Raw genomic sequence first — 20,278 nt, 5'->3', positions numbered from 1 at the left:
ACCAGTGCGCTGTCAGCGCTGTCAGCGCTGTCAGCGCGGTCAGTGCGGTCTCGGCGGGGCGGGGCGGGGCGGGGCGGTCAGCCGACCGGCACGTCCACGCGCCGGCCGCGCCACAGGCCCACGGGCACCGAGAGCACCGCGGCGCCGGCCGCGCCGTAGAAGAGCCACGTCGCCGGCCTGCGCTGGGAGACCAGCACCTGGTCCGCCGTCCGCTCCACCCGCTCCCGCCCGACCGTGGTGGTGCAGGTCTGGCCCGGGGCCAGGGGCTTGTTCAAGCAGCGCGGCTCCACGGAGTTCCACGCCCACAGGCCCACCCCCGCCAGCACCGCCGCGAGCAGCAGCAGCCGGATGACGGGCCGGCGGCTGGCCACGCGGACCCGGCGGACCGGGCCCCGCGCCACCGCCGGGTACCGGTGGCGGCGGCGCTCCTTGGCGGTGCGGCGCTCGTGCTCGGCCAGCAGGGCGGTGAACACCGACGGACCGCCGGTGCCGCCGTCAGCGCCAGCGGTGCCTTCGGCGGGGGCGGCGCGCCGCAGCAGCTCCTGGCGCGACCGCTCCGCCTGCGCCTCGAACTCCAGCCACTCCGCACGGCCCTTCGGCGACTCCACCCGGCGGGCCAGCAGCAGCCCTCCCGCCAGGCCGGCCACGAGCAGCACGGCACCCGCCGGGACGAGGATGAAGGGCTGCCGCTGCTGGGTGGCCCGGCGCTCGGCGTAGCTCTGCAGGTCGTAGGAGCTGGAGCTGTAGAAGGAGCACCGGTCGCCCGGGAGCATGACGTCGTCGCCGCAGCGCACCGGTCCGGCGCCCTGCACGAGCCCCCACACCACCAGGGCGGCGCCGATGATCACGAGCACCCAGATCGGCCTGCGGCTCGCCCTGAACGGGACCTGCTGCTCCACGTCTGCCTCCGTGCTGGGGGGGGCGCGCTGGGGGGGTGGGGGTCGGCCCGCGGCCCTAGCGCCGGTCGCGGGCCGCCCGCCCCCGTCGTCGTCCCCGTCAGGCGCTGGCGAGCACCGTCCGCTGCTCGGACGTGATCGGCAACGACGACCCGCCGAAGCGCTCCCCGGCCGGGGCCACGGCCACGCCGAGCGTGGAGTCCGACTGCCCGTAGTACGCGAACCACGAGCCCTGGAACTGCACCAGGCCCTCCACGAACGTCACGTTGGAGACCAGCCCGTGCTGCTCCTCGGCGGTGCGCGGCTCCAGCCACGGCTGGTCCAGCTTGGCCACCACGCGGGTCGGGTCGGCGGGGTCGAACAGCGCCTGCCCGCACACGTACCGCACGCCGCCCTCGGGCAGCTTCACCGCGGCGTTGTAGACCAGGCAGATGAGGCCGTTGTCCAGCAGCACCGGCGGCGGGCCGACCTCCACGAGGAACTCCGACCACGTGCCCGGCTCCGGCTCGAGCACCGGCCGGTCGGACACGAGCCGCCAGTGGAGGAGGTCGTCGGACTCCGCGAGGTAGATCGAGCCCTCGCCCACGTACATGAGCCAGCGCCCGTCCACCTGCACCGGCAGGATCCCGCCGGCCTTGGTCCACGGGCCGGTCGGCCCGCCCTCGTGCCCGGCGAAGCTGTTGAGCTCGGGCAGCACCACGCCGTGGCGCTCCCAGGTGCGCAGGTCGGTCGAGGTGGCCAGGCACAGCAGCGCGCGCTCGCCGTCGTAGGCGCTGTAGGTGAGGTAGTAGGTGCCGTCCACCGCGGTGACGCGCGGGTCCTCCACGCCGTGCACCTCGTGGGGCTCGGCGGGGGAGAACACCGGCTCGGGGTCGCAGGTGAAGTGCACGCCGTCGCGGCTGCGGGCCAGGCCGACGTGGCTGACGACGTCGTCGGCGTGGGCGCGGTAGAGCAGCACCACCTCGGAGCCCTCGGCCCCTTCGAACCCGTCGACGACGAGTGCCGCCGGGTTGTAGACGCTGCCCGACTCCCACGTGGTGCCGCGCGGGGACAGGATCGGGTTGCTCGCGTGCGGGGTGAACGGGCCCAGGGGGAAGGTCGCGGTCATCGGTGTCGGTTCCTCTCGGTCAGCGGGTGAGGTCGGTCGTGACGGTGGTCGAGCGCTTCCCGTCGGGGGTGGACAGGGTCAGCGACGGCGTCTGCGGCACCACGAGGACGGCGTCCAGCGACGCCGGCCCGGCGGCCGCCGCTCCGCTGGAGGTCACCACCAGCGCGTCGGCGCCCTGCGGCAGGGGCACGCCCAGCGGCAGCGCGCGCAGCGAGCCCGGCCCGGCCGAGACCCCCTGCTCCACGCCGCGCAGGTCCACGTCGCCCAGCGCGGTCGTCCTGCCGGTCTTCGTGTCGAGGGCCGCCACGGTGAGCCTCGGCGCCGGAGCACCCGGCGCGGCGGCCAGGTCGACGACGACGGACGCCCACCGCGGACCCGGGCCGCCGGCCGCGGGCAGCGCCAGCTGCGTCGCGGCGCCGGGCGGCAGCGAGCGGTAGGCGCCGCCGGACCACTGCGCCTCACCGGTCCACGCCTTCTCCTCGGGGAGCGTGACGACGCTGCCGGCCGGGGCCGTGCCGGACGTCGTGCCGGCCTCGCCCTCCACCACCCGCAGCCCGTCGCGCTGCGTGACGCGCGTCTGCTGCGTGGCGATCGCCTTCGCGGCCGGGTGCTCGTCGAGCGCGAGCGCCGCGAGGAAGCCGTGGATGGTCGACTCCGCCCCGGAGTTCTTGTTCACCGTCCTGTCGGCGTTGATGCCGTCGTTGGTGGTGCCGGTCCTCGGGTCGTAGACGGGAACACCGGCCGGGTTGGCACCGAAGAACCACGCGCCCGCAGCCCCGGCCACCTGCGTGTCGAGCGCTCGGTCACCGCTCTCGTCGGCGACGGCGAGCACCGAGGCCAGCCGCGCGTCAGCGCCGTAGGCGATCTGCGACCTGTCCACCGGCGCCGGGGCCCAGGAGCTGTCGGGCCCGCCGGAGGCGAGCAGCAGCGGCGTGAACACCGACGCGTCGTCCACGGCGGGGGAGAGCAGCGCCGGGTCTCCGAGCACGTCGGAGGCCTCGGCCAGCGCCGCCGGCATCTGCGCGCCCCACGCGTGCCACTGCGAGCGCGACGGCGTCCACGGCAGCACCGCGCCGAACGGGTAGGTGGGCGCCGCCGTGCCCCGCCCGCGGGTCGTGACGTCCGTGGTGGGCGGGGTGCCCATGGCGGCGACGCCCTCGGCGTACTGGCGCAGCGCCGTCCTGGCCCTCGCGACGACGGCGGGGTCGGCGGCTGCTCGCCCGCCCGCCCCGACGAACGCCGCCAGCCCGAGCACGGCCTCGCTCGTGGCGTCCGCACCACCGGTGATGAGCCAGCCGGGCACGCGGTCGCCGTCGGAGACCTCGTACTGCCCGTACCTGCCGAGGCTCTGGCGCTGCAGCGCGTCCAGCGACAGCGCCATCCGCTGCGCCAGGAACGCCGCGAACTCCCGGTCGCCGGGCGCGTCGGATGCGGCGAACGCCGCGTACCCCTCACCCAGCGCCCAGACGGTGCGAGCCAGCCAGTACGACTCCGCGGAGTCGCTCGGGTCGGGCAGCTCCACCGGTTCCGCGCTGCGGTTCAGCTGGCCGTCGGGCTGCATCCACAGGACGACGTTCCCGGCGTCCGGACCGTCGGTGGTCTGCAGGTACGTCGCGCCGCGCAGCAGCTCGTACGCCTGCTCGCGGCTGGCCGCGTCGCCGGTGGCCCGCCAGTGGCGGGTGAAGGCGACGGCGGCGCGGGTGACGTCGTCGGCGTTGAACGCGCCCTGCGTCCAGCGGCCGGTGGCGGCGTCGTACGTGCCGCCGCCGAGGAGGTCCCACCCGTCCTTGCTCGTCACGCCCGGGCGGGAGGCGCTCCCTGACGGCTGCGACGGCTCGGCGTACGTCCACAGCACGCCCAGCTCGGGCTCCTCGGCCAGCCGGTACGTGGTGTGACCGGCCTGGGCCGGCGGGGCCACGCGCGTGGTGAGCGTGGTCAGGTGACCGGTGTTCGCCAGCCGCTGCCCCTGGGGTGCCTTGCGGTCCGCCTGGCTCTGCTGGCCAGCGGCCGGGGGCTGGGCCGGCGCTGCCGCTGCCGGCGCGGCCAGGCAGGTGCCACCGAGCAGCAGCGCAGCTGCCACCGCGACGGCGCGCGTCGTCGTCCTCAGCGGAGGAGGGACCACCCCACCGTGATCATGGACTTCCGAAGCACTTTCAGACGCCCTGCCGGCCGTGGTGTGCGCGGGACGTCCATGATCACGGGGGTCACCGCTCGGGGACACCTGCTGAGTGGTCGTGGTGCGAGTCATCCCTTGACCCCCGCGGAGAGGTTGGTGGCGGTGAAGTGGCGCTGGAACACGAGGAACAGGCCCACCGCGGGGGCGGCCAGCACCACCGAGCCGGCGAGCACCGCGCCGTACGGGTTGGAGGTGGTGGCGGCGACGTTCGCCTGGTAGTTGGCCAGCGCCACCGCCAGCGGCTGCATCGCGGCCTCCTTGGTGACGAGGAACGGCCAGAGGAACTCGTTCCACGGACCGATGAACGTCAGCAGCACCACCGTCAGCAGCGCCGGGCGCACCAGCGGCAGCGCCACCGACCACAGCACCCGCAGCTCGGAGGCGCCGTCGATGCGCGCCGCGGAGAACAGGTCCGGCGGCAGCTGCAGGAAGAACTGCCGGAAGACGAACACCGCCGTGGTGTTGACGAGGAACGGCAGCACCATGCCGAGGTAGGAGTCGGCCAGCCCGTACGTGCGCACGGTCAGCACGTACAGCGGGATGGTGAGCAGCTGGAACGGGATGACCTGCACCAGCAGCACCATCGCGAACAGCGTGCCGCGGCCGCGGAAGTGCAGGACGGCGAGGGCGTACCCCGCCAGCACCCCGAACACCAGCGTGCCGACGATCGCGCCGCCGGTGATGACGCCGGAGTTGAGCAGCGTGCGCCACAGGTCGATGGAGCCGTCGATGTTGCTGTAGTTCGCGGTGGTCAGGCCGCCGGACGGGACCAGACCGCTGATGGACGTGTCGGGCTCCGCCTGCAGCGAGCCGATCACCATGAGGTAGAAGGGCAGCAGGAACGCCAGCGCCCCGAGCGTCAGGACGGCGGGCACCACCCACCGCGACGCCCCGGCCTTCCGACGCTTCGCCTCCGCCTCCTCGCGGACGGGGGTGGGGGTGCTCATGACTCGCTCCTCAGCAGTCGGCGGTTCAGGAGGACCAGCAGCCCGACCACCACCACCAGCACGATGCCGAGGGCGGAGGCGGTGTCGGGGTTCCCCTGCTCGATGCCCAGCTGGTACATGAGCAGCACGGGCGACGTCGACGCGCCGTCCGGTCCGCCGCCGCCGGTGAGCAGGTAGGGCTCCGTGAAGAGGTTCGCGCCGGTGATGACGGCGAGGATGACCACCAGCGCCGTCGTCGTCCGCACGCCCGGCACGGTCACCGTGAAGAACTGCCGGACGCGCCCGGCCCCGTCCATCGAGGCGGCCTCGTAGAGGTCCCTGCTGACGTTCTGCAGTGCCGCCAGGTAGAGCAGCACGAAGAACCCGAGCTGCTTCCACGCCACGAAGCCGGCGATGCTCGGCATGGCGAGGCTGCTGTTCACCAGCCACGACGGGTCCGGGGCGAGCGGGCCGAGGAGGGAGTTGACCACCCCGTCACCGCCCAGCAGGAACAGCCAGACGCCCACCAGGGCCACGCTCGCCGTCACGTACGGCACGTAGAACGCGACCCGGAAGAACGTCCGCCCGCGGGCCGCGCGGTTCAGCGCCACCGCGAGCACGAGCGCCAGCGCCACGGTCAGCGGCACGTTGATGACGAGGAAGACGCCGATGTTGAGGAAGGCCTGGTGGACCTGCGGGTCCGTGAGCACCTGCCGGTAGTTCTCGAACCCGACGAACGGGTGGGAGACCTCCACGCCGGGCGCGGAGAAGAACCAGTCGTGCACGCTCATCCACGCGGCGAGCACCACCGGGTAGGCGAACACCGCCACGAGGAACACCGCGTACGGAAGGGCCAGCAGCACCCCGATCGGGTGGCGGCCGAAGGCGCGCTGCAGCGGCGTGAGGCCGCCGCGCGGGGGGCGGCCGTCGGAGGCGCTCGTCGTCGTCCTGCTCCTCCCGGCGGGGGAGGACGACGACGCGGGGCCGGGGCGGGCCGGCGTGAGGGCGCTCATCACGGCACCTCCAGGAGGTGCTGGACCTCGCCGTTCGCGTCGCGCATCGCGGACGCCACCGGCTCCTTGCCGAAGATCACCGAGCCCGTCCACGCGTTGCGGACGTCCTGCCAGATCTCCACGGAGTTCTTCACGCTGGGCACCTCCACGGTGCGGGCGGCCTGGGCGGCGAAGGGCGCGTACGGGGCGCCGTCGGCGCTGGCGAACCAGTCGGCGTAGGTCTGCGCGACGTCGGCGCGCATCGGCATCTGCCCGGTCTCCGTCAGCAGGGCGCGGTCGGCGTCGGTGCTGGTGGTGGACTGGAGGAAGTCCCACGCCGTCGCCTGGTTCTGGCACGCGACGGGCAGGGAGACGTTCTTGGCGTCGGAGAAGGTGTGGACCTCCTGCGCCGGCTCACCGTTCGGGGTGGGGACGGGGACGACGCCCCAGTCGACGTCCTTGCCGTACACCGCCACCGCCCACGGACCGACCATCGCCATGGCGGCCTTGCCGTCGGCGAAGGCGTCTCCGGTGTACGCCTCCTGAGGCGAGAGGCCCTTGGCGTACATCTGGCGCCAGAAGCCGGCGGCGTCGAGGGCGGGCGCCGAGTCGACCTGGGCCTTGCCGTCCACCACCAGCTGCTGGCCACCGCTGGCAGCGGCGTACAGCGGGTACAGGTCGAACCAGCTCTGGAAGAACTGGCTGGCCGGCGAGGGCCAGATCGCCGACGGCGCGGCACCGGAGCTGACGATCTTCTCCGAGGCGGCCAGCACGTCGGCGTAGGTGGACAGCTGCGGGTTCTCCGGGTCCAGCCCGGCCGCGGCGAAGATCTTCTTGTTGTAGATGACCATGACCGGGTTTGACTTCCACGGCAGCTGGTAGAAGTGCCCGTCCGGGGAGCGGTACTGCTCAGCGGCCGCACCCGTGCGCTGGGTGATGTAGTCCGCACCTCCCGGCATCGTGTCGAGCGGCACCAGCCCGCCCTGCTTGACGAACTGCGGCACCGCGGCCGGCGAGGTGTTGTAGATGAGGCAGGGCGTGGTGCCCGCCGCGATCGCCGCGCCGATGACCTCCTCGGAGGACTTGCCGGCGGGGATCTGCTGGGCGGTCACCTGCTGGTCGGGGTGGGCGGCGTTCCAGGCCTTGACCTGCTCCTCGCCCCAGGCGACCTCCTGCTCGTTGTTGGAGAGCCAGATGGTGATGGGGCCTCGTCCCTGGGGGTTCCCGGGGCCCTGTCCACCGCCGCAGGCGGCGGTCGTCGCGGTCAGCAGCACTGCCGCGGCCACCGCTCCCCATCGAGCGCTGGTCTGCATTCCTCCTCCTTCGGGGGGGGTCGGACGTGGTGGGTGTGGGTGTGGGTGGGGGGCGGTCAGGCCGGTGGGGCGCCCGTCGAGGCGCGGACCACCAGGCGGGCGGCGGGCAGGTCGGCGACGGCCGGTCGGACGCGATCGGTGCGGCGCTCGTCGTCGTCCTCGAGCAGGTCCAGGAGGGCGTCGGCGGCGGCGCGGCCCCACGCGGCGGCGTCGCTGTGGACCGTGGTCAGCGGGGGCGAGAGGTGGGCGGCGAGCGGCGCGTCGTCGAAGCCCGTGACCGAGACCTCGGCGGGCACGCGGACGCCCTCGGCGGCGAGCACGCCGAGCGCCGCGGTGGCCATGAGGTCGCCGGCGACGACGAGCGCCGTCGGAGCACCGGCTGCGCCGTGCGCGGCGCGGAGCTCCAGCCAGCGGTGGGCGGCGGCCGCGCCGCTGGCGGCGGAGAAGTCGCCGTCGAGCACGGTGGGGGTGTCGAGGGCGTCACCGTGGGCGGACACGGCGTCCTGGAAGGCCTCGAGCCGGTCCACGCCGTGCACCAGCCGCGCCGAGCCGGTCACGTGGGCGAGGCGCCGGTGACCGAGGGTGACGAGGTGGTCGACGGCGGCGCGGACCCCGGCCCTGTCGTCGAGGGCGACCTGGGGGAGCGGGGCGGTGGCCGTGGTGGAGCGCTGGTGGCCGACGGCCAGGGCCGGCAGGCCGAGACCGGCCAGGAGCTCGGGGCGCTCGTCGTCGACGCGGAGGTCGGTGAGCAGCACGCCGTCCACGCGGCCGGCGGCCAGGCGGCGGTAGGCCTCGTGCTCCTCGGCCGGCGTGGTGACCACGTGCAGCACGAGCGCCTGGCCGCGCGGTGACAAGGCCGCCTCGACGCCCGCGATGAACGGGGCGAAGAACGGGTCGGCGCCCAGGTGCTCGGGCTCGCGGGCCAGCACCAGGCCGAGGGCGTCGGCGCGGTCGGTGGACAGGCTGCGGGCGCGGGCGCTGGGCACCCAGTCGAGGCGCTGGGCCACCTCGAGCACCTTCTCGCGGGTGCCCGGCGCGACGCGGCCGCGGCCGGTGAGCGCCATGGAGACGGTGCCCTTGGAGACGCCCGCCTCGCGCGCCACGTCGGCGATCGTCGCCCGCGCACCCCTGTGTGCCATGCCGGTAGTCAAACCGGTTCAACACGGACGTGTCAAACCGGTTCAACTCCCCCCCCCCCCCCCCCGCCGCACTCGCGCACCTCAGTGCGTCCTCACGGGCCCTCCAAGGCGCACTCGGGCGCGCGAGTGCGGCGTCAGTGCGCGGTGGGGCGGCTGCTGCTCCGCGCGAGGGCGGGCAGGCGGGAGTCGAGCAGCTTGACCACCACGGCGAGCACCACCGCGCTCACGAAGACCTGCAGGGCTCCCAGCAGCGCGCCCCAGAACCCCAGCTGGGTGGCGTCCAGGAACCCGTAGGGGTACCAGCCCGTCAGAGCACCCCGCACGAACGTGTAGACCAGCCACGCCACCGGCCACGCGAACGCCAGCGCCACCAGGCGCCAGGTGAGCCGCGGCCGGGGCCCGAACACCAGCCACGCCAGCGGGAACGCCACCGGCACCACGTCGTGGAAGATCGTGTTGGACACCACGGACCAGCCCGTGGGGTGCTCGGTGGCTGCGAGCAGCACCGCGTACACCACGCCCGTGGCCACGATGCTCAGCAGCGCGTCCAGGTGCAGCACCCGGAACAGGGCGCCGGACGGCTCGGAGCGCAGCGCGAACAGCGCCGAGGTGGCCAGCACGAGGACGTTGCTGAGGATGGTGAAGTACGAGAAGAGGTTGGCCAGCCTGCCGGCCAGGCCCAGCGGGCTCCCGTCGACAGCGACGAAGCCGGGGCCGCCGGCCACGGTCACCGACACGTCCACCACGAGAGCGACCACTACGAGCGCCGCGATGACGGCGTGACAGACGCGGAACACCGACGGCCTCAGCGGTCGGTGACGAGCTTGAGGACGGCGAACGCGCCCACCCCGATGAGCACCGGCCGCAGCCAGGGCGCGCGCCGCCGGCCGCCCGCGTCGCGCCCGTACTCCCCGCGGCGGCTGCGCACCACGAGGTTCACCACGAGCACCACCAGGACGGCCACGGGCACGGCGGCGACCAGCAGCGTGGGGACGCCCTCGGGCACGGGGAACACGCGCCCATCGTCGTCGACCGCGCGGCTGCGGTCGACCCGGCACGCGGTCCACCGGCCCGGTCGAGCGCGGCGCGGTCAGGCCCTGGGCGCCGAGCGCGCTGCGCGCCGTCGTCGTCCCGGGACCAGCACCACCGCGAGGGCCAGGGCCAGGGCGGCGAGGGTGCCGGCGAACCAGGGCGCGTCGCCGAGCCCGTGGCCGGCGCCCCCGGGGGAGGCGTCGGCCAGCAGGGCGCTGCGGACGGTCCAGACCACCGCCGCCGAGGCGGCGAGCAGCCAGGCCAGCGCGCCGGGCACCGTCCAGCGCCCCAGCAGGGACATCAGCAGCGGCGGGAGTGCCACCGCGGCCGCGGCCACAGCGAGCAGCAGGAGCCCGAGCGCGACGTCGAGCACGGCTCAGGGGGCTCGGTCGGCGGGGCGCTGGAGCCGGTCGGCGTCGGCGGCCCCGTGCCGGACGGCCAGGCGGACCACCCCGTACAGGACGACGACGCCGACCATCGCCGCCACGAGCGGCAGGACCAGGCCCAGGAGCAGGGGCAGCGGGTTCCCCGCGAGCGCGCCGAACACGTCACACCCCGTCCGTCGGAGCGGGTGGGCGGCCGCCGGCGTCCGGGTGCGGCGGTAGCTGGCGGCGCGCGTCGAGCAGGCCGTGCCGCACGCCCATCCGCACCGCCCAGTACAGCGCGACCAGCACCAGCGCCCCCAGGAGCAGCGGCACGACGGTGAGCACGACCGACTCGAGGGGGTTCATGGCGAACACGTGATCACGGTAGGGCCCGGCGCGCTCCTGGGGAACGTCCCGCTCCGCAGGGGTGGAGCGGGTCCGGCGGGGTAGGTGGGGGCCATGGCTCACCACGAGGACCGCTCCGCCCCGACGGACCAGGTCGCGAAGGTCTCGAAGCTCGTCGCCGGCGAGCGGCAGGCGATGCTCACCACCACCGCTCCCGACGGCACGCTCATCAGCCGGCCGATGGCCGTGCAGGAGGCGGAGTTCGGCGGGGACCTGTGGTTCTTCGCCGAGGCGTCCTCCCGCAAGGTCTCGCACCTCGCCCACGACCCGCAGGTCAACGTCACCTTCTCCAGCTCCGACAGCTGGGTGTCGCTGACCGGCCGCGGCTCGGTGGTGCGCGACCCCGCGAAGAAGCGCGAGCTGTGGAACGCCGTGGTGGAGGCGTGGTTCCCGGACGGGAAGGACGACGACGGCATCGTCCTGCTCAAGGTCGACGGCGAGTCGGCGGAGTACTGGGACACCCCCGGCGGCCGCGTCGCGACGGCGCTCAGCTTCGCCAAGGCCAAGCTCACGGGGAAGCAGTACTCCGGCGGGGAGAACGCGAAGGTCGACCTCCCCTGACCGCCCGCAGGCCGGATGGCCGGAGCCCGACCCGTCGGGCTTGATCACCGCGGGCAGGATGGTGGCGTGCCGACACCGCCGCCACCTGCCCGCGCCGTGCTCTTCGACGCCGACGGCGTGCTGGTCGACTCCCACGCCGGCTACCGCCAGGTGTGGGACCGCTGGTCGGAGCTGCACGGGCTGGACCCGGACGCCGTCCACGCGGCCACCCACGGCCGCCGGGTGCTCGACACCCTCGCCGACGTGGCACCCCACCTCGACGCCCGCGCCGAGGTGGTCCGGCTCGGACAGCTCGTCGACGACGACCCCGACGCGTTCTCGCTCTACCCCGCCGTCCCCGCGCTGCTGGCGCAGCTGCACCCGCAGCGCTGGGCGGTGGTCACCTCCGGCGACGACCACCGCGTCGTCGACCGCCTCCGCGCCGGGGGAGCGCCGGTGCCCGACGTCGTCGTCGGCGGGGCTTCTGTCACCCGGGGCAAGCCGGACCCGGAGGGCTACCTCCTCGCCGCCCGGCTGCTGGGCGTCGCGCCCGCCGACTGCGTGGTGGTGGAGGACGCGCCCGCCGGCGTCGGGGCGGGGCGCGCGGCAGGCATGCCGGTCATCGCCCTGACCACGTCGAACCCGGCCTCGGCCCTCGCGGACGCCGACCTCGTGGTCGGCTCCCTCGCGGACGCCGCCCCGCACCTGCTGGCGTGGGTGCGGGCGCAGGCGCCCGCCTGGTAGCGGGTCAACCGCGCCGGGCGCGCTCGAGGCGGCGGGCCAGGTGCCGGGCGCCGCGGCGGTCCACCCCGCACAGCGGCACGCAACGGCCGTCGTGCAGCAGCAGCCAGCTGCGCACCCGCCACCCGGCCGCCGGCACCACCCGGCGCACCTGCGACCACTCCACGCGCTGCGGGGCCCGGTCCAGCAGGCCCCCGCGGACGTCGGCGCCGAGCGAGTCGACCTCGGTGGAGGCGTGCCAGGGCCACAGCCTGCCGAGCAGCCCCACCACCGACACGACCGCCAGTGGCAGCCCCAGCGACGTCCCGATGCTGCCCGCCTGCGAGACCAGCAGGAGCACGGCGCCCGTGGCCGCGAGCAGCGCGGGCACCGGCCAGGTGGGGAACCGGTCGCGGGTGGTCCAGCGGCGCGGGGCGCTGGAGACGTCCACGACGAGGGGAGCCCTCCTGCGCCCGTCCACGCGGGGATCATGGCGCGGGGTGCGGGGCCCGTCCGCAGGGGGCTGGCCCGGACGGGGCAGCCCGTGACCGTCCGGCGCCCCGCCGGAGCCTCGCCGCGACGGGTCCCGCCGGCCGGCGGGGTCAGCGACCGAGCGGCAGCTCGCGGACCACGCGCCAGGAGGCCGGCCCGGTCGTCCCGGCGAGGAGGTGCGCGCAGGTCACGTGCGTGCTCACCGGGAGCAGCGGGAGGACGGCGCGCTCGGCCTCCCGCAGCGCCGCCCGTCCCCGCAGGCGCGCCTCGCCGACCGTCAGGTGCGGGGCGGAGCCGTCGAACGCGCCGCCGTACGGCTGGTGCTGGGGGAAGGCGGACGCCACGGCCCGGGTCAGCGCCACGAAGGGCCCGGCGGGCTCGGGGGCGAGCCACAGCACGTCCTCGCCGAACCAGGCGGTTCGCGTGAACGCGGCCTCGAACGCCGGGACGGAGGCGACGGCCCCGGCCAGCGCCGTCAGCGCGCCGTCGTCGAGGTCCTGCGGCGCGGCGAAGGGGAAGAGCACCGTCACGTGCGCGGGGACGCCCCACGCCGCGGAGCCGTCGAGGTGGTCCCGGTGCCGGCGCACCACGGCGTCCGCCTCGGAGACCAGGACGACGACGCCGGTCAGCGTCGGAGCAGGAGCCTCCGGCGACGGCGTCAGCACCACCCGCTCATGGTCGCGCGCCAGGGACGAGCAGAGGGATGCGTCGTCGGGGTGCCGCGAGGTCTGTGGCGACCGCTGACGCCCCATCGAGCGAGAAGACGCCCCATCAGCGCCTCCGAAGGGGCGTGTCCTCGCTCGAAGGGGCGCGTCCTCGCACGAAGGGGCGCGTGTGGCGGGGAGGGGCGGCTCAGCGGCGGGTGAGGTCCAGGACGGCGGCCAGCACGCGCTCGCGGTCCTCCACGAGCGGGGCGTCGCCGTACAGCGGCGCCATGCAGATGCCGTCCGCTGCGGCGATCGCCAGCGTGGCCACCAGCGGGTCCAGCCCGTCCGCCAGGAGGCGCTCGCGCCACTGCTCGGCGTCGGCCTGCATCATCGCGGCGACCGCCGGGTCGGTCTGCAGGTGCACGAGCAGCGTGGTGGCGCGGCGGGTGCGCTCGGCGTCAGCCGCGGCGGCGAGCGTGGCGCGCACGTAGGCGCGGGTCAGCCGGCCCGGCGCCGGGCCGGAGCGGCCCTCGTCGTCATCCTCGTGGGTCAGGGCGGTCTCGACGTCGCGGGTGAAGTCGTCCAGCAGCTGCTGCGCCACCGCGTGCAGGAGCGACTCCTTGCTGCCGAAGTGGTACAGCAGCCCGCCCTTGGTGACGCTGGCCCGCGAGGCGATCTCCTCCAGGCCGGCGCTGCCGCCGCGCTCGGCCACCACCTCGGCGGCGGCGCGGACCACCTGCTGCCGCGTCTCGGCAGCGGTCCTGCCCGTGGTGCGCCCCATGACACCAGTCTCGCCCCTCGGTTGACAGCCCTCCCCGGACCCCATCTACTGTACTGACCAGTCAGTACAGTTTCCTTCCGGAGGACGACGATGGCCACGCCGGCGCTCGACGCGCAGCAGGCACCGACCACCCCCCTGCACCCGCAGCACCCCGCGCGGGGAGCCGGCTGGCGCGAGTGGGGCGGGCTGGGCGTGCTCGTGCTCGCCGTCGTCCTGCTCGCCGTGGACGCCACCGTGCTGGCGCTCGCGGTCCCCGCGCTCACCGCCGACCTGCGCGCCAGCTCCACCCAGGTGCTGTGGATCGGCGACGTCTACTCCCTCGCCCTCGCCGGGCTGCTCGTCACCATGGGCAACGTGGCGGACCGGATCGGCCGCAAGCGCCTGCTGCTCCTCGGGACCGCCGCGTTCGGGCTGGCCTCGCTCGGGGCGGCCCTGTCGCCGTCGCCCGAGGTGCTCATCGCCGCGCGGGCGCTCCTCGGCGTGGCCGGTGCCACGCTCATGCCGTCCACGCTGTCGCTCATCCGCAGCACCTTCACCGCGCCGCGCCAGCGCACCCTCGCCATCGCCCTGTGGTCGGCGGGGGCCTCCGGCGGCGCCGCGCTCGGCCCCCTCGTGGGCGGTGCCCTGCTCGAGCACTTCTGGTGGGGCTCGGTGTTCCTCATCAACCTGCCCGTGGTCGCGGTGCTCCTCGTGGCCGGGGCGTGGCTGCTGCGCGAGTCCCGCAACCCGGTGCCGGGTCCGCTCGACCTGCCGTCGGTGCTGCTGTCGCTGGTGGGCCTGGTCGCCGTGGTCTACGGCGTGAAGCACCTCGCCCACGACGGCCTCGACGCCGTGGTGGCGCTGTCCCTGGTCGTCGGCGCGGCCGGCCTGGTGGCGTTCGTGCGCCGCCAGCGCCGGCTGGAGCACCCGCTCATCGACGTGGACCTGTTCCGCCGCCGGGCCTTCTCCGGCGCGGTGGCCGTGAACTTCGCCTCGGTGTTCCCGCTCATGGGCCTGCTGTTCTTCTTCTCGCAGTACCTGCAGCTGGCGCGCGGCTCCAGCCCGCTGCAGGCGGGCCTGCAGGAGACGCCGCTCATGCTCTCGGCGATCGGCGCCATCGCCGTCATCGGCGTGCTGCTCCCGCGCCTGGGCGCCGGGCGCACCGCCGCCGTCGGACTCCTCGCCGCCGCGCTCGGGCTGGCGCTGCTCGCGGCGGCCGAGAGCGCGCCGAGCTACCTGTGGCTGGCCCTGACGCTCGTGCCGATCGGCCTGGGCGTGGGCCTGAGCCAGACCGTGGCGGTCGACGCCGTGGTCAGCGCGGTGCCCTCCGACCGCGCCGGTGCCGCCTCGTCGATCTCCGAGACCGCCTACGAGCTGGCGGCCGCCCTGGGCATCGCGGTGCTCGGCTCGCTGCTGGGCGTGGTCTACCGGGCCGGGCTCGACCTGCCCGCCGGCACCGACCCCGCCGTGGCCGCCGCGGCTGGCGACTCCCTGGCGGGCGCGCGCGCCGCGGGCGCCGACGGCGCCGCCTTCGACGCCGCCCGCGAGGCGTTCGTCCACGCCATGCAGGTGACGTCGCTGAGCGCCGCGGCCCTCACCGCGGTGGCCGCGGTCATCGCGTGGCGGATGATCCCGGCGCGCCTGAGCGCCGCTGCCCACTGACGCGGCGCCCCAGCGCGTGGCCGAGCAGCCCGGTGGTGGTGGACAGCGCCAGGGCCCGGCTGCTGCGCTCGGGTCCGATCATGCGCCTCGCGCGGGGAGGGCGGCCCTCGTCGTCGTCCTGGTGCGAGGAGGGGCCGACCGCGGGCCAGGATGGCCGGGTGGAGACCGCGGGGCAGCACGACGGCCGCGACGAGGAGTGGGTGAGCCGGCGCCGCGAGGCCGCCGCCGCCCAGGCCGACCGGCTGGCGCGCGCCGAGGCCGCCGAGACCGACGTCGCCCGGGCGCAGGTCCGCGACTTCGTGGAGCGCGCCCGGGCGGCGGGCCTGCCCACCGAGGAGCTGCGCGTGGTGGACTCCGCCGGTGGCCGGTACCGCACCAGCGTGCACGGCTGGGTGCTGCGGCGGGACGGCCGCGCCGGTGTGGGGGAGGACGGCGCGTTCTACCTGCTCGCGGTGCCGCTGAGCGGCGCTGAGCGGCTGGTGGCGCGGTGGCGGGGCGTCCGCGTGACCCCGAGCGACCCGCCGCTGGTGTGGGGCCGCGGCGGGCGGGACGGCGACTCCATCGCCCTCGCCGAGCTGCTGGAGCGCCGTCTCTCCGGGGGCTGACGCAGCGTGGTCACAGGTGGGTCTCGGTGCTGTCACGAGGCGCTCGCAGCACCGCGTGTTGGGGCGAACTGCCCCAACCGATCACGCAGGGCGATCTATCGTCGTCGCGTGACCCGTTCCGACCGCTCCCTCCGCACGCCGCGCGTCCCGCGCCTCCGCCGTGCCAGCGGCGAGGTCCTCCCGGACGCTGCACCGCCGCAGCTCGCACCCACCCCCGGCCGCGCCAAGCCCCCCGCCGCCCGCGGCGCGCACGCCCTCGAGGTGGTGCAGCAGCCGATGCCCGGCCACCTCTACCTCGACCCGGACGTGCCCGCGGAGGAGGTCATCGACCTGACCTGCGGCTCCTGGACCGGGCGCGCCAGCCACGTCTGGACGGGCGTGGGGTGGGCGCGGCTCGTGCCCGGGCCCGTCGCCGTCGTCCCCACCGCCCGCCCCAAGGTCGGCTGATCCTCCGCGCCCCCCGTGCGCCAGCATGGGGGGCGTGAAGCGGCCCCTCCTGCACCTGACGCCGACGACCGGGTGGATGAACGACCCGAACGGCCTGGCGCAGTTCGGCGGCGTGCACCACGTCTTCTTCCAGCACAACCCCGAGGCGCCGACGTTCGGCGTCATGCGGTGGGGCCACGCCACCAGCCCCGACCTCGTCCACTGGACCGAGCACCCCACGGCGCTCTCGCCGCGGCCCGGCGGCCCGGACGCGGGCGGCTGCTGGTCCGGCTGCGCGGTGGACCTGCCGGGTGGCCGCGAGGCGGTGCTCTACACCGGGGTGCAGCCGCCCGGGGGCGGTGGCCCGCAGCGCGCGGTGGCGCTGCGGGCCGTCGCCGACGACGATTCGCTGGTCACCTGGCACCCCGACGACGCGCCGGTGGTCTCCGACTGGCCCGACCTCGACCCGCCGCTGACCGACTGGCGCGACCACGCCGTGCTGCGCACCCGCGACCCCGGCGGGCAGCTGCACTGGAGGCAGGTGGTGGCCGCCGGGACCGCCGGGCACGACGGCGCGGCGAAGCTGCTCTCCTACGCCACCACCGACCCCGAGCTGCGGGAGTGGGAGTACGAGGGCGTCCTCCTCGACGCCGCCGGTGCGGGCCTGGACGCGCACGTCTTCGAGTGCCCGGACGTCTTCGCCCCGGCCGGGGACGGCCCCGGCGACCTGGACGGCGAGGAGCTGGTGGTGGTGCTGTCCTGGTACTCCAAGGACGCCGACGCGGAGCTGCACCACTCCTCTGGAGCGGTGTGGCTGACCGGCCGGCTGGAGCAGCCCGCAGGCGCACCGCCCCGCTTCGTCCCCCAGCGCCGCGGCGTGCTGGACCTCGGCTCCCGCTTCTACGCGCCGCAGTCGTACACGACCGCCGACGGCGGCCGGCGCATCGCCTTCGGCTGGCTGCGCACCCAGGACGACCCGGCCAGCGCCGGCCGCACCAGCGTGGGCGCGCAGTCGCTGCCCCGGCGCTGGCGCGTGGTGGGCGGCCGGCTCCAGCAGGCGCCGGTGGCGGAGATCAGCGACCTCGCCGGTGACGTGGTCGTCGAGACCGACGGGCTCAGCGGGCCGGCGGTGCTGCCCGAGCCGGCGCAGGCGGTGGTCATCAACCTCGCGGTGGACGACGACGCGGCCCTGCCTGCCAGCACCCTGGTGCTCGTCTCGCCGGAGGGGCACCGCACGGTGGTGGACCTGTCGGCGTTCGGGCGCTCCACCACCGACCGGCTCGTAGACGGCACCTGGACGCCGGAGGAGCCGCGCGTGCGGTGGGCCGACGTCTACGTCGACACGGGCATCGTCGAGGTGTTCACCAGCGACGGGCGCGCCGCGGCCAGCAGCGACCTCGCGGCGACGGCGGTGGCCGCCGTCGAGGTCACCGGCCGGGCGCGCGCGTCGGTGCGGGTGCTGACCCCCTGACCGCCCCTCCCCGCCCCCGACCGTGATCATGGGCGTTGTGCGCACCACCCATCGTGATCATGGGCGTTGTGCGCAGCAAACCCGTGGCGGACGTCGTGCACGGACAGGCACGGTGGGCCGGTGAGGGGCGAGGGCGGCGGCCGGGCGCAGTGGTCCGACCTGCCGGGAGGGCTGCGCGTCGCCGTCGCCGGCGAGCTCGGATCGCCGGTGGTGCGGGCGGTGACGCAGGTGGGCGGGTTCTCACCCGGCTCCGCCGACCGCGTGGTGACCGCATCGGGGCGACGCGCCTTCGTCAAGGCGCTCGACGGCGAGCGCCACCCGGGGTCGGTGGACCTGCACCGCCGCGAGGCGCGCGTGCTCGGCGCGCTCCCCGCGGGCCTGCCGGTGCCAGCGCTGCTGGGGCTCGTCGAGCGGGACGGGTGGGTGGCCCTGGTCATCGAGGACGTCGACGGCGAGTGCCCCGCCCTGCCCTGGCGGCTGCCCGCCGTCGAGTCCGCGCTGGACGCGCTGGCGGCGGTGGCCCGCGCCGAGATCCCCGCTGCGCTGCGCGAGGCGCTGCCCCGCGCGGAGGTCGACCTGGAGCACGACGACGCCGGCTTCGAGCGGCTCCTCGCCGACCCCTGGCCTGACCTGTCGCGCGTCGACCCCTGGGCCGCGCAGCGGCTCGAGGAGCTCGCGGTGCTCGCTCGCCGCGGCAACCGGGCGCTGGCCGGGGAGTCGCTGGCGCACGGCGACGTGCGCGCCGACAACCTCCTGCAGCGCGACGACGGGTCAGTGGTGGTGGTCGACTGGCCGCACGCCGTCATCGGGTCGCCGGTCTTCGACGCGGTGGCGCTGCTGCTCAACGTGCGGCTGTCGGGCAGTGACGTGGACGCCGACGCACTGCTCGCCGAGCGCTTCCCCGGGAGGGAGGGCGAGGTGACCGCTGTGCTCGCCGCCGACGCCGCGTACTTCACCGACGCGGCCCGGCTCCCACCGGTGCCCGGCCTGCCCGTGCTGCGGGCGTTCCAGGCGGCGCAGGCCCGGGCGGCGCTGGCGTGGCTGCGCGAGCGCTGCTGACCCTCTGGGGCTGCCCGCCCGGCGCGGTGACGATCGTGCGTCAGGGCGCCACGTCCTGCGCGAGCAGCAGGGGGCGACTGGGCCGGCTCAGCCCCGGTGGGCAGCCTGAGTCCCGCTTCCGGGGCCGGATCCGGGTCTGAGCCTGCCCACCGGGCCCGAGGCTCCCCACCGGGGTGCGGGCACACCTCACCGCTGCGCGGGGGAGGGGGTCAGGGCTCCGCGGAGCCGCCGTCGGCGGGGGCCTCGGGGGCGGCGGCGGGGCCGGAGCGCAGCAGGGGGCTGAGCAGCACCGGCAGCACCCCGAGCGCCTCCACCGCCAGCGCCGTCCACAGCATGGGCACCAGCCCCACCCGCTCGCCGAGCGCGCCGCCCAGCAGCGCACCGATCGGCATGGTCCCCCACACGAGGAAGCGCACCGACGCGTTCATCCGCCCCAGCAGCGGCGCCGGCGTGATGCGCTGCCGGTACGTGACCTGCGCCACGTTGTAGAGCACCACGCTCACGCCGATGACGGCGCCGGAGACGGCGAGGAGGGCGACCGCGCCGTCGTCGTCGAGCGAGCCGCGGGACACCAGCGGTGCGGCCAGCGGCAGCAGCGCACCGGCCGCGATCCCCGGCAGCAGGGACAGCGCGATGGTGCGGCCCTCGCCGACGGCGCGCACCACGCGCTGCACCGTCAGCGCACCGAGCAGCGCGCCCGCGGCGCCGATGCCGAGCGCGGTGCCGACCTGCCCCTCCGACAGGCCGAGCTGGCGCACCGCGTAGAGGACCAGCAGCGCCGACGAGGCGCTGCCGCCGAGGTTGGACAGGCTCGTCGTGGCGACGATCCGGCGCAGCAGCGGCTGGTGGACCACGAACGACAGGCCCTCGGCCACCTCCGCCCGCAGCGACCGGCGCGCGGAGCGGTCCGGCGGTGGCTCGACGTGGGAGATGCGCGAGAGCAGCCCGCTGGAGGCGGCGAACGCCACCGCCGAGACCGCCACCGCGAGCGGAGCCCCGAGCAGCCGCGCCAGCCACCCGCCGACCGCCGGACCCCCGACCTGCGCCACCGACGCCGAGACCTGCAGCAGCGAGTTGCCCTCCCCGAGCCGATCAGCGCGCACGAGCGAGGGCAGGTAGCTCTGGTAGGCGACGTCGAAGAACAGCGTCGCCACCCCCACCACGAACGCCACCGCCACCACCAGCGGCAGCGACAGCACCCCCGCCCACCAGGCCAGCGGCAGGACGGCGAGGGCCACGGCCCGCACGAGGTTGCCGAGCAGGAGCACGCGGCGCTTGGACCAGCGGTCCACCCACGCGCCCGCCGGCAGCCCGAGCAGCAGGAACGCCGCCGACTGCGCCGCGGAGAGCACGCCCATCTGCAGCGGGGTCGCGGCCAGCACCGTCACGGCGAGCAGGGGGACGACGAGGTCGCCCACCTGCGTGGCGCCCTGGGAGACGGAGTCGCCGGCCCACAGGCGGCGGAAGTCGCGGCCCTCGGGCGCGCGCAGCAGGCCGGGGGCCACGGGGTCTGTGCGGTCCACGAGGTCCATGCGACGGGAGTG

Annotated in this window: 23 protein-coding genes; 7 read left to right on the top strand and 16 right to left on the bottom strand. The window is 75.7% G+C overall.

Features of this window, described 5'->3' with window-relative positions; genetic code table 11:
- Nucleotides 1–77 precede the first annotated feature (77 nt).
- The 12 genes from H7K62_RS16315 to H7K62_RS16260 all read right to left on the bottom strand — a co-directional run bounded on the left by H7K62_RS16315 (nt 78) and on the right by H7K62_RS16260 (nt 10,322).
- On the bottom strand, nt 78–899 hold the full coding sequence (locus H7K62_RS16315; protein WP_186720275.1) for a hypothetical protein: 822 nt from the start codon (nt 897–899) through the stop codon (nt 78–80).
- A gap of 97 nt (nt 900–996) precedes the next feature.
- A complete protein-coding gene (locus tag H7K62_RS16310; protein WP_186720273.1) occupies nt 997–2,004 on the bottom strand; it encodes a glycoside hydrolase family 130 protein in 1,008 nt (335 codons plus the stop codon).
- Between the two features lie 19 nt (nt 2,005–2,023).
- A complete protein-coding gene (locus H7K62_RS16305; RefSeq protein ID WP_186720271.1) occupies nt 2,024–4,126 on the bottom strand; it encodes a hypothetical protein in 2,103 nt (700 codons plus the stop codon).
- A 122-nt stretch (nt 4,127–4,248) separates the two neighbouring features.
- Nucleotides 4,249–5,127, bottom strand: coding sequence for a carbohydrate ABC transporter permease (locus H7K62_RS16300; RefSeq protein ID WP_222437732.1), 879 nt, complete (start codon nt 5,125–5,127; stop codon nt 4,249–4,251).
- The gene (locus H7K62_RS16295; protein ID WP_186720269.1) at nt 5,124–6,119 is read right to left on the bottom strand and encodes a carbohydrate ABC transporter permease; all 996 of its coding nucleotides are present in this window, start codon (nt 6,117–6,119) and stop codon (nt 5,124–5,126) included. Before H7K62_RS16295 ends, H7K62_RS16300 begins: the two co-directional genes overlap by 4 nt.
- A complete protein-coding gene (locus tag H7K62_RS16290; RefSeq protein WP_186720261.1) occupies nt 6,119–7,411 on the bottom strand; it encodes an ABC transporter substrate-binding protein in 1,293 nt (430 codons plus the stop codon). The genes H7K62_RS16295 and H7K62_RS16290 overlap by 1 nt, the downstream gene beginning before the upstream one ends.
- Nucleotides 7,412–7,467: 56 nt before the next feature.
- Complete coding sequence (locus tag H7K62_RS16285) at nt 7,468–8,550, bottom strand: LacI family DNA-binding transcriptional regulator (protein ID WP_186720260.1); 1,083 nt, start codon at nt 8,548–8,550, stop codon at nt 7,468–7,470.
- A gap of 134 nt (nt 8,551–8,684) precedes the next feature.
- A complete protein-coding gene (locus H7K62_RS16280) occupies nt 8,685–9,347 on the bottom strand; it encodes a Pr6Pr family membrane protein (RefSeq protein ID WP_186720259.1) in 663 nt (220 codons plus the stop codon).
- Between the two features lie 8 nt (nt 9,348–9,355).
- Nucleotides 9,356–9,565, bottom strand: a complete 210-nt coding sequence (locus H7K62_RS16275) for a hypothetical protein (RefSeq protein ID WP_186720258.1) — start codon at nt 9,563–9,565, stop codon at nt 9,356–9,358.
- Between the two features lie 75 nt (nt 9,566–9,640).
- Entirely contained in the window at nt 9,641–9,955 is a 315-nt protein-coding gene (locus H7K62_RS16270) for a hypothetical protein (RefSeq protein ID WP_186720256.1), read from the bottom strand.
- Nucleotides 9,956–9,958: 3 nt separating this feature from the next.
- Nucleotides 9,959–10,129, bottom strand: coding sequence for a hypothetical protein (locus H7K62_RS16265; protein ID WP_186720255.1), 171 nt, complete (start codon nt 10,127–10,129; stop codon nt 9,959–9,961).
- 1 nt (nt 10,130) lies between these two features.
- The gene (locus H7K62_RS16260; protein ID WP_186720254.1) at nt 10,131–10,322 is read right to left on the bottom strand and encodes a hypothetical protein; all 192 of its coding nucleotides are present in this window, start codon (nt 10,320–10,322) and stop codon (nt 10,131–10,133) included.
- 84 nt (nt 10,323–10,406) lie between these two features.
- Between H7K62_RS16260 and H7K62_RS16255 the strand changes: the two genes are divergently transcribed.
- Entirely contained in the window at nt 10,407–10,913 is a 507-nt protein-coding gene (locus tag H7K62_RS16255) for a pyridoxamine 5'-phosphate oxidase family protein (RefSeq protein ID WP_186720253.1), read from the top strand.
- 66 nt (nt 10,914–10,979) lie between these two features.
- Complete coding sequence (locus H7K62_RS16250; RefSeq protein ID WP_186720252.1) at nt 10,980–11,636, top strand: HAD-IA family hydrolase; 657 nt, start codon at nt 10,980–10,982, stop codon at nt 11,634–11,636.
- A 4-nt stretch (nt 11,637–11,640) separates the two neighbouring features.
- On the opposite strand, the gene H7K62_RS16245 is transcribed toward H7K62_RS16250, so the two are convergent.
- The 3 genes from H7K62_RS16245 to H7K62_RS16235 all read right to left on the bottom strand — a co-directional run bounded on the left by H7K62_RS16245 (nt 11,641) and on the right by H7K62_RS16235 (nt 13,532).
- Complete coding sequence (locus H7K62_RS16245) at nt 11,641–12,093, bottom strand: hypothetical protein (protein WP_186720250.1); 453 nt, start codon at nt 12,091–12,093, stop codon at nt 11,641–11,643.
- A gap of 121 nt (nt 12,094–12,214) precedes the next feature.
- On the bottom strand, nt 12,215–12,772 hold the full coding sequence (locus H7K62_RS16240; protein WP_222437731.1) for a 2'-5' RNA ligase family protein: 558 nt from the start codon (nt 12,770–12,772) through the stop codon (nt 12,215–12,217).
- Nucleotides 12,773–12,956: 184 nt separating this feature from the next.
- Entirely contained in the window at nt 12,957–13,532 is a 576-nt protein-coding gene (locus H7K62_RS16235) for a TetR/AcrR family transcriptional regulator (protein WP_186720246.1), read from the bottom strand.
- A gap of 90 nt (nt 13,533–13,622) precedes the next feature.
- Here H7K62_RS16235 and H7K62_RS16230 point away from each other — a divergent pair, with 90 nt between their 5' ends.
- The 5 genes from H7K62_RS16230 (at nt 13,623) to H7K62_RS16210 (ending at nt 18,734) form a co-directional block, all read left to right on the top strand.
- Nucleotides 13,623–15,173: an MFS transporter gene (locus tag H7K62_RS16230; RefSeq protein WP_186720244.1), complete on the top strand. Its 1,551-nt coding sequence runs from the start codon at nt 13,623–13,625 to the stop codon at nt 15,171–15,173.
- A gap of 158 nt (nt 15,174–15,331) precedes the next feature.
- Nucleotides 15,332–15,778, top strand: a complete 447-nt coding sequence (locus H7K62_RS16225) for a hypothetical protein (protein WP_222437730.1) — start codon at nt 15,332–15,334, stop codon at nt 15,776–15,778.
- A 108-nt stretch (nt 15,779–15,886) separates the two neighbouring features.
- Entirely contained in the window at nt 15,887–16,225 is a 339-nt protein-coding gene (locus tag H7K62_RS16220) for a hypothetical protein (RefSeq protein ID WP_186720243.1), read from the top strand.
- Nucleotides 16,226–16,259: 34 nt separating this feature from the next.
- Nucleotides 16,260–17,675 (top strand): glycoside hydrolase family 32 protein, encoded by a 1,416-nt coding sequence (locus H7K62_RS16215; RefSeq protein ID WP_186720242.1) that lies wholly within the window; start codon nt 16,260–16,262, stop codon nt 17,673–17,675.
- Nucleotides 17,676–17,795: 120 nt separating this feature from the next.
- A complete protein-coding gene (locus tag H7K62_RS16210) occupies nt 17,796–18,734 on the top strand; it encodes a phosphotransferase (RefSeq protein WP_186720241.1) in 939 nt (312 codons plus the stop codon).
- A 209-nt stretch (nt 18,735–18,943) separates the two neighbouring features.
- Here H7K62_RS16210 and H7K62_RS16205 read toward each other — a convergent pair whose 3' ends face one another.
- Nucleotides 18,944–20,266, bottom strand: coding sequence for an MFS transporter (locus H7K62_RS16205; RefSeq protein ID WP_186720239.1), 1,323 nt, complete (start codon nt 20,264–20,266; stop codon nt 18,944–18,946).
- Between the last annotated feature and the right edge of the window lie 12 nt (nt 20,267–20,278).

This window comes from Quadrisphaera sp. RL12-1S, from assembly GCF_014270065.1.
Classification (GTDB): Bacteria; Actinomycetota; Actinomycetes; order Actinomycetales; family Quadrisphaeraceae; genus Quadrisphaera.
The sequence above is the reverse complement of the archived record's forward strand: the minus strand, read 5'-3'. Positions and strand labels throughout refer to the sequence as shown.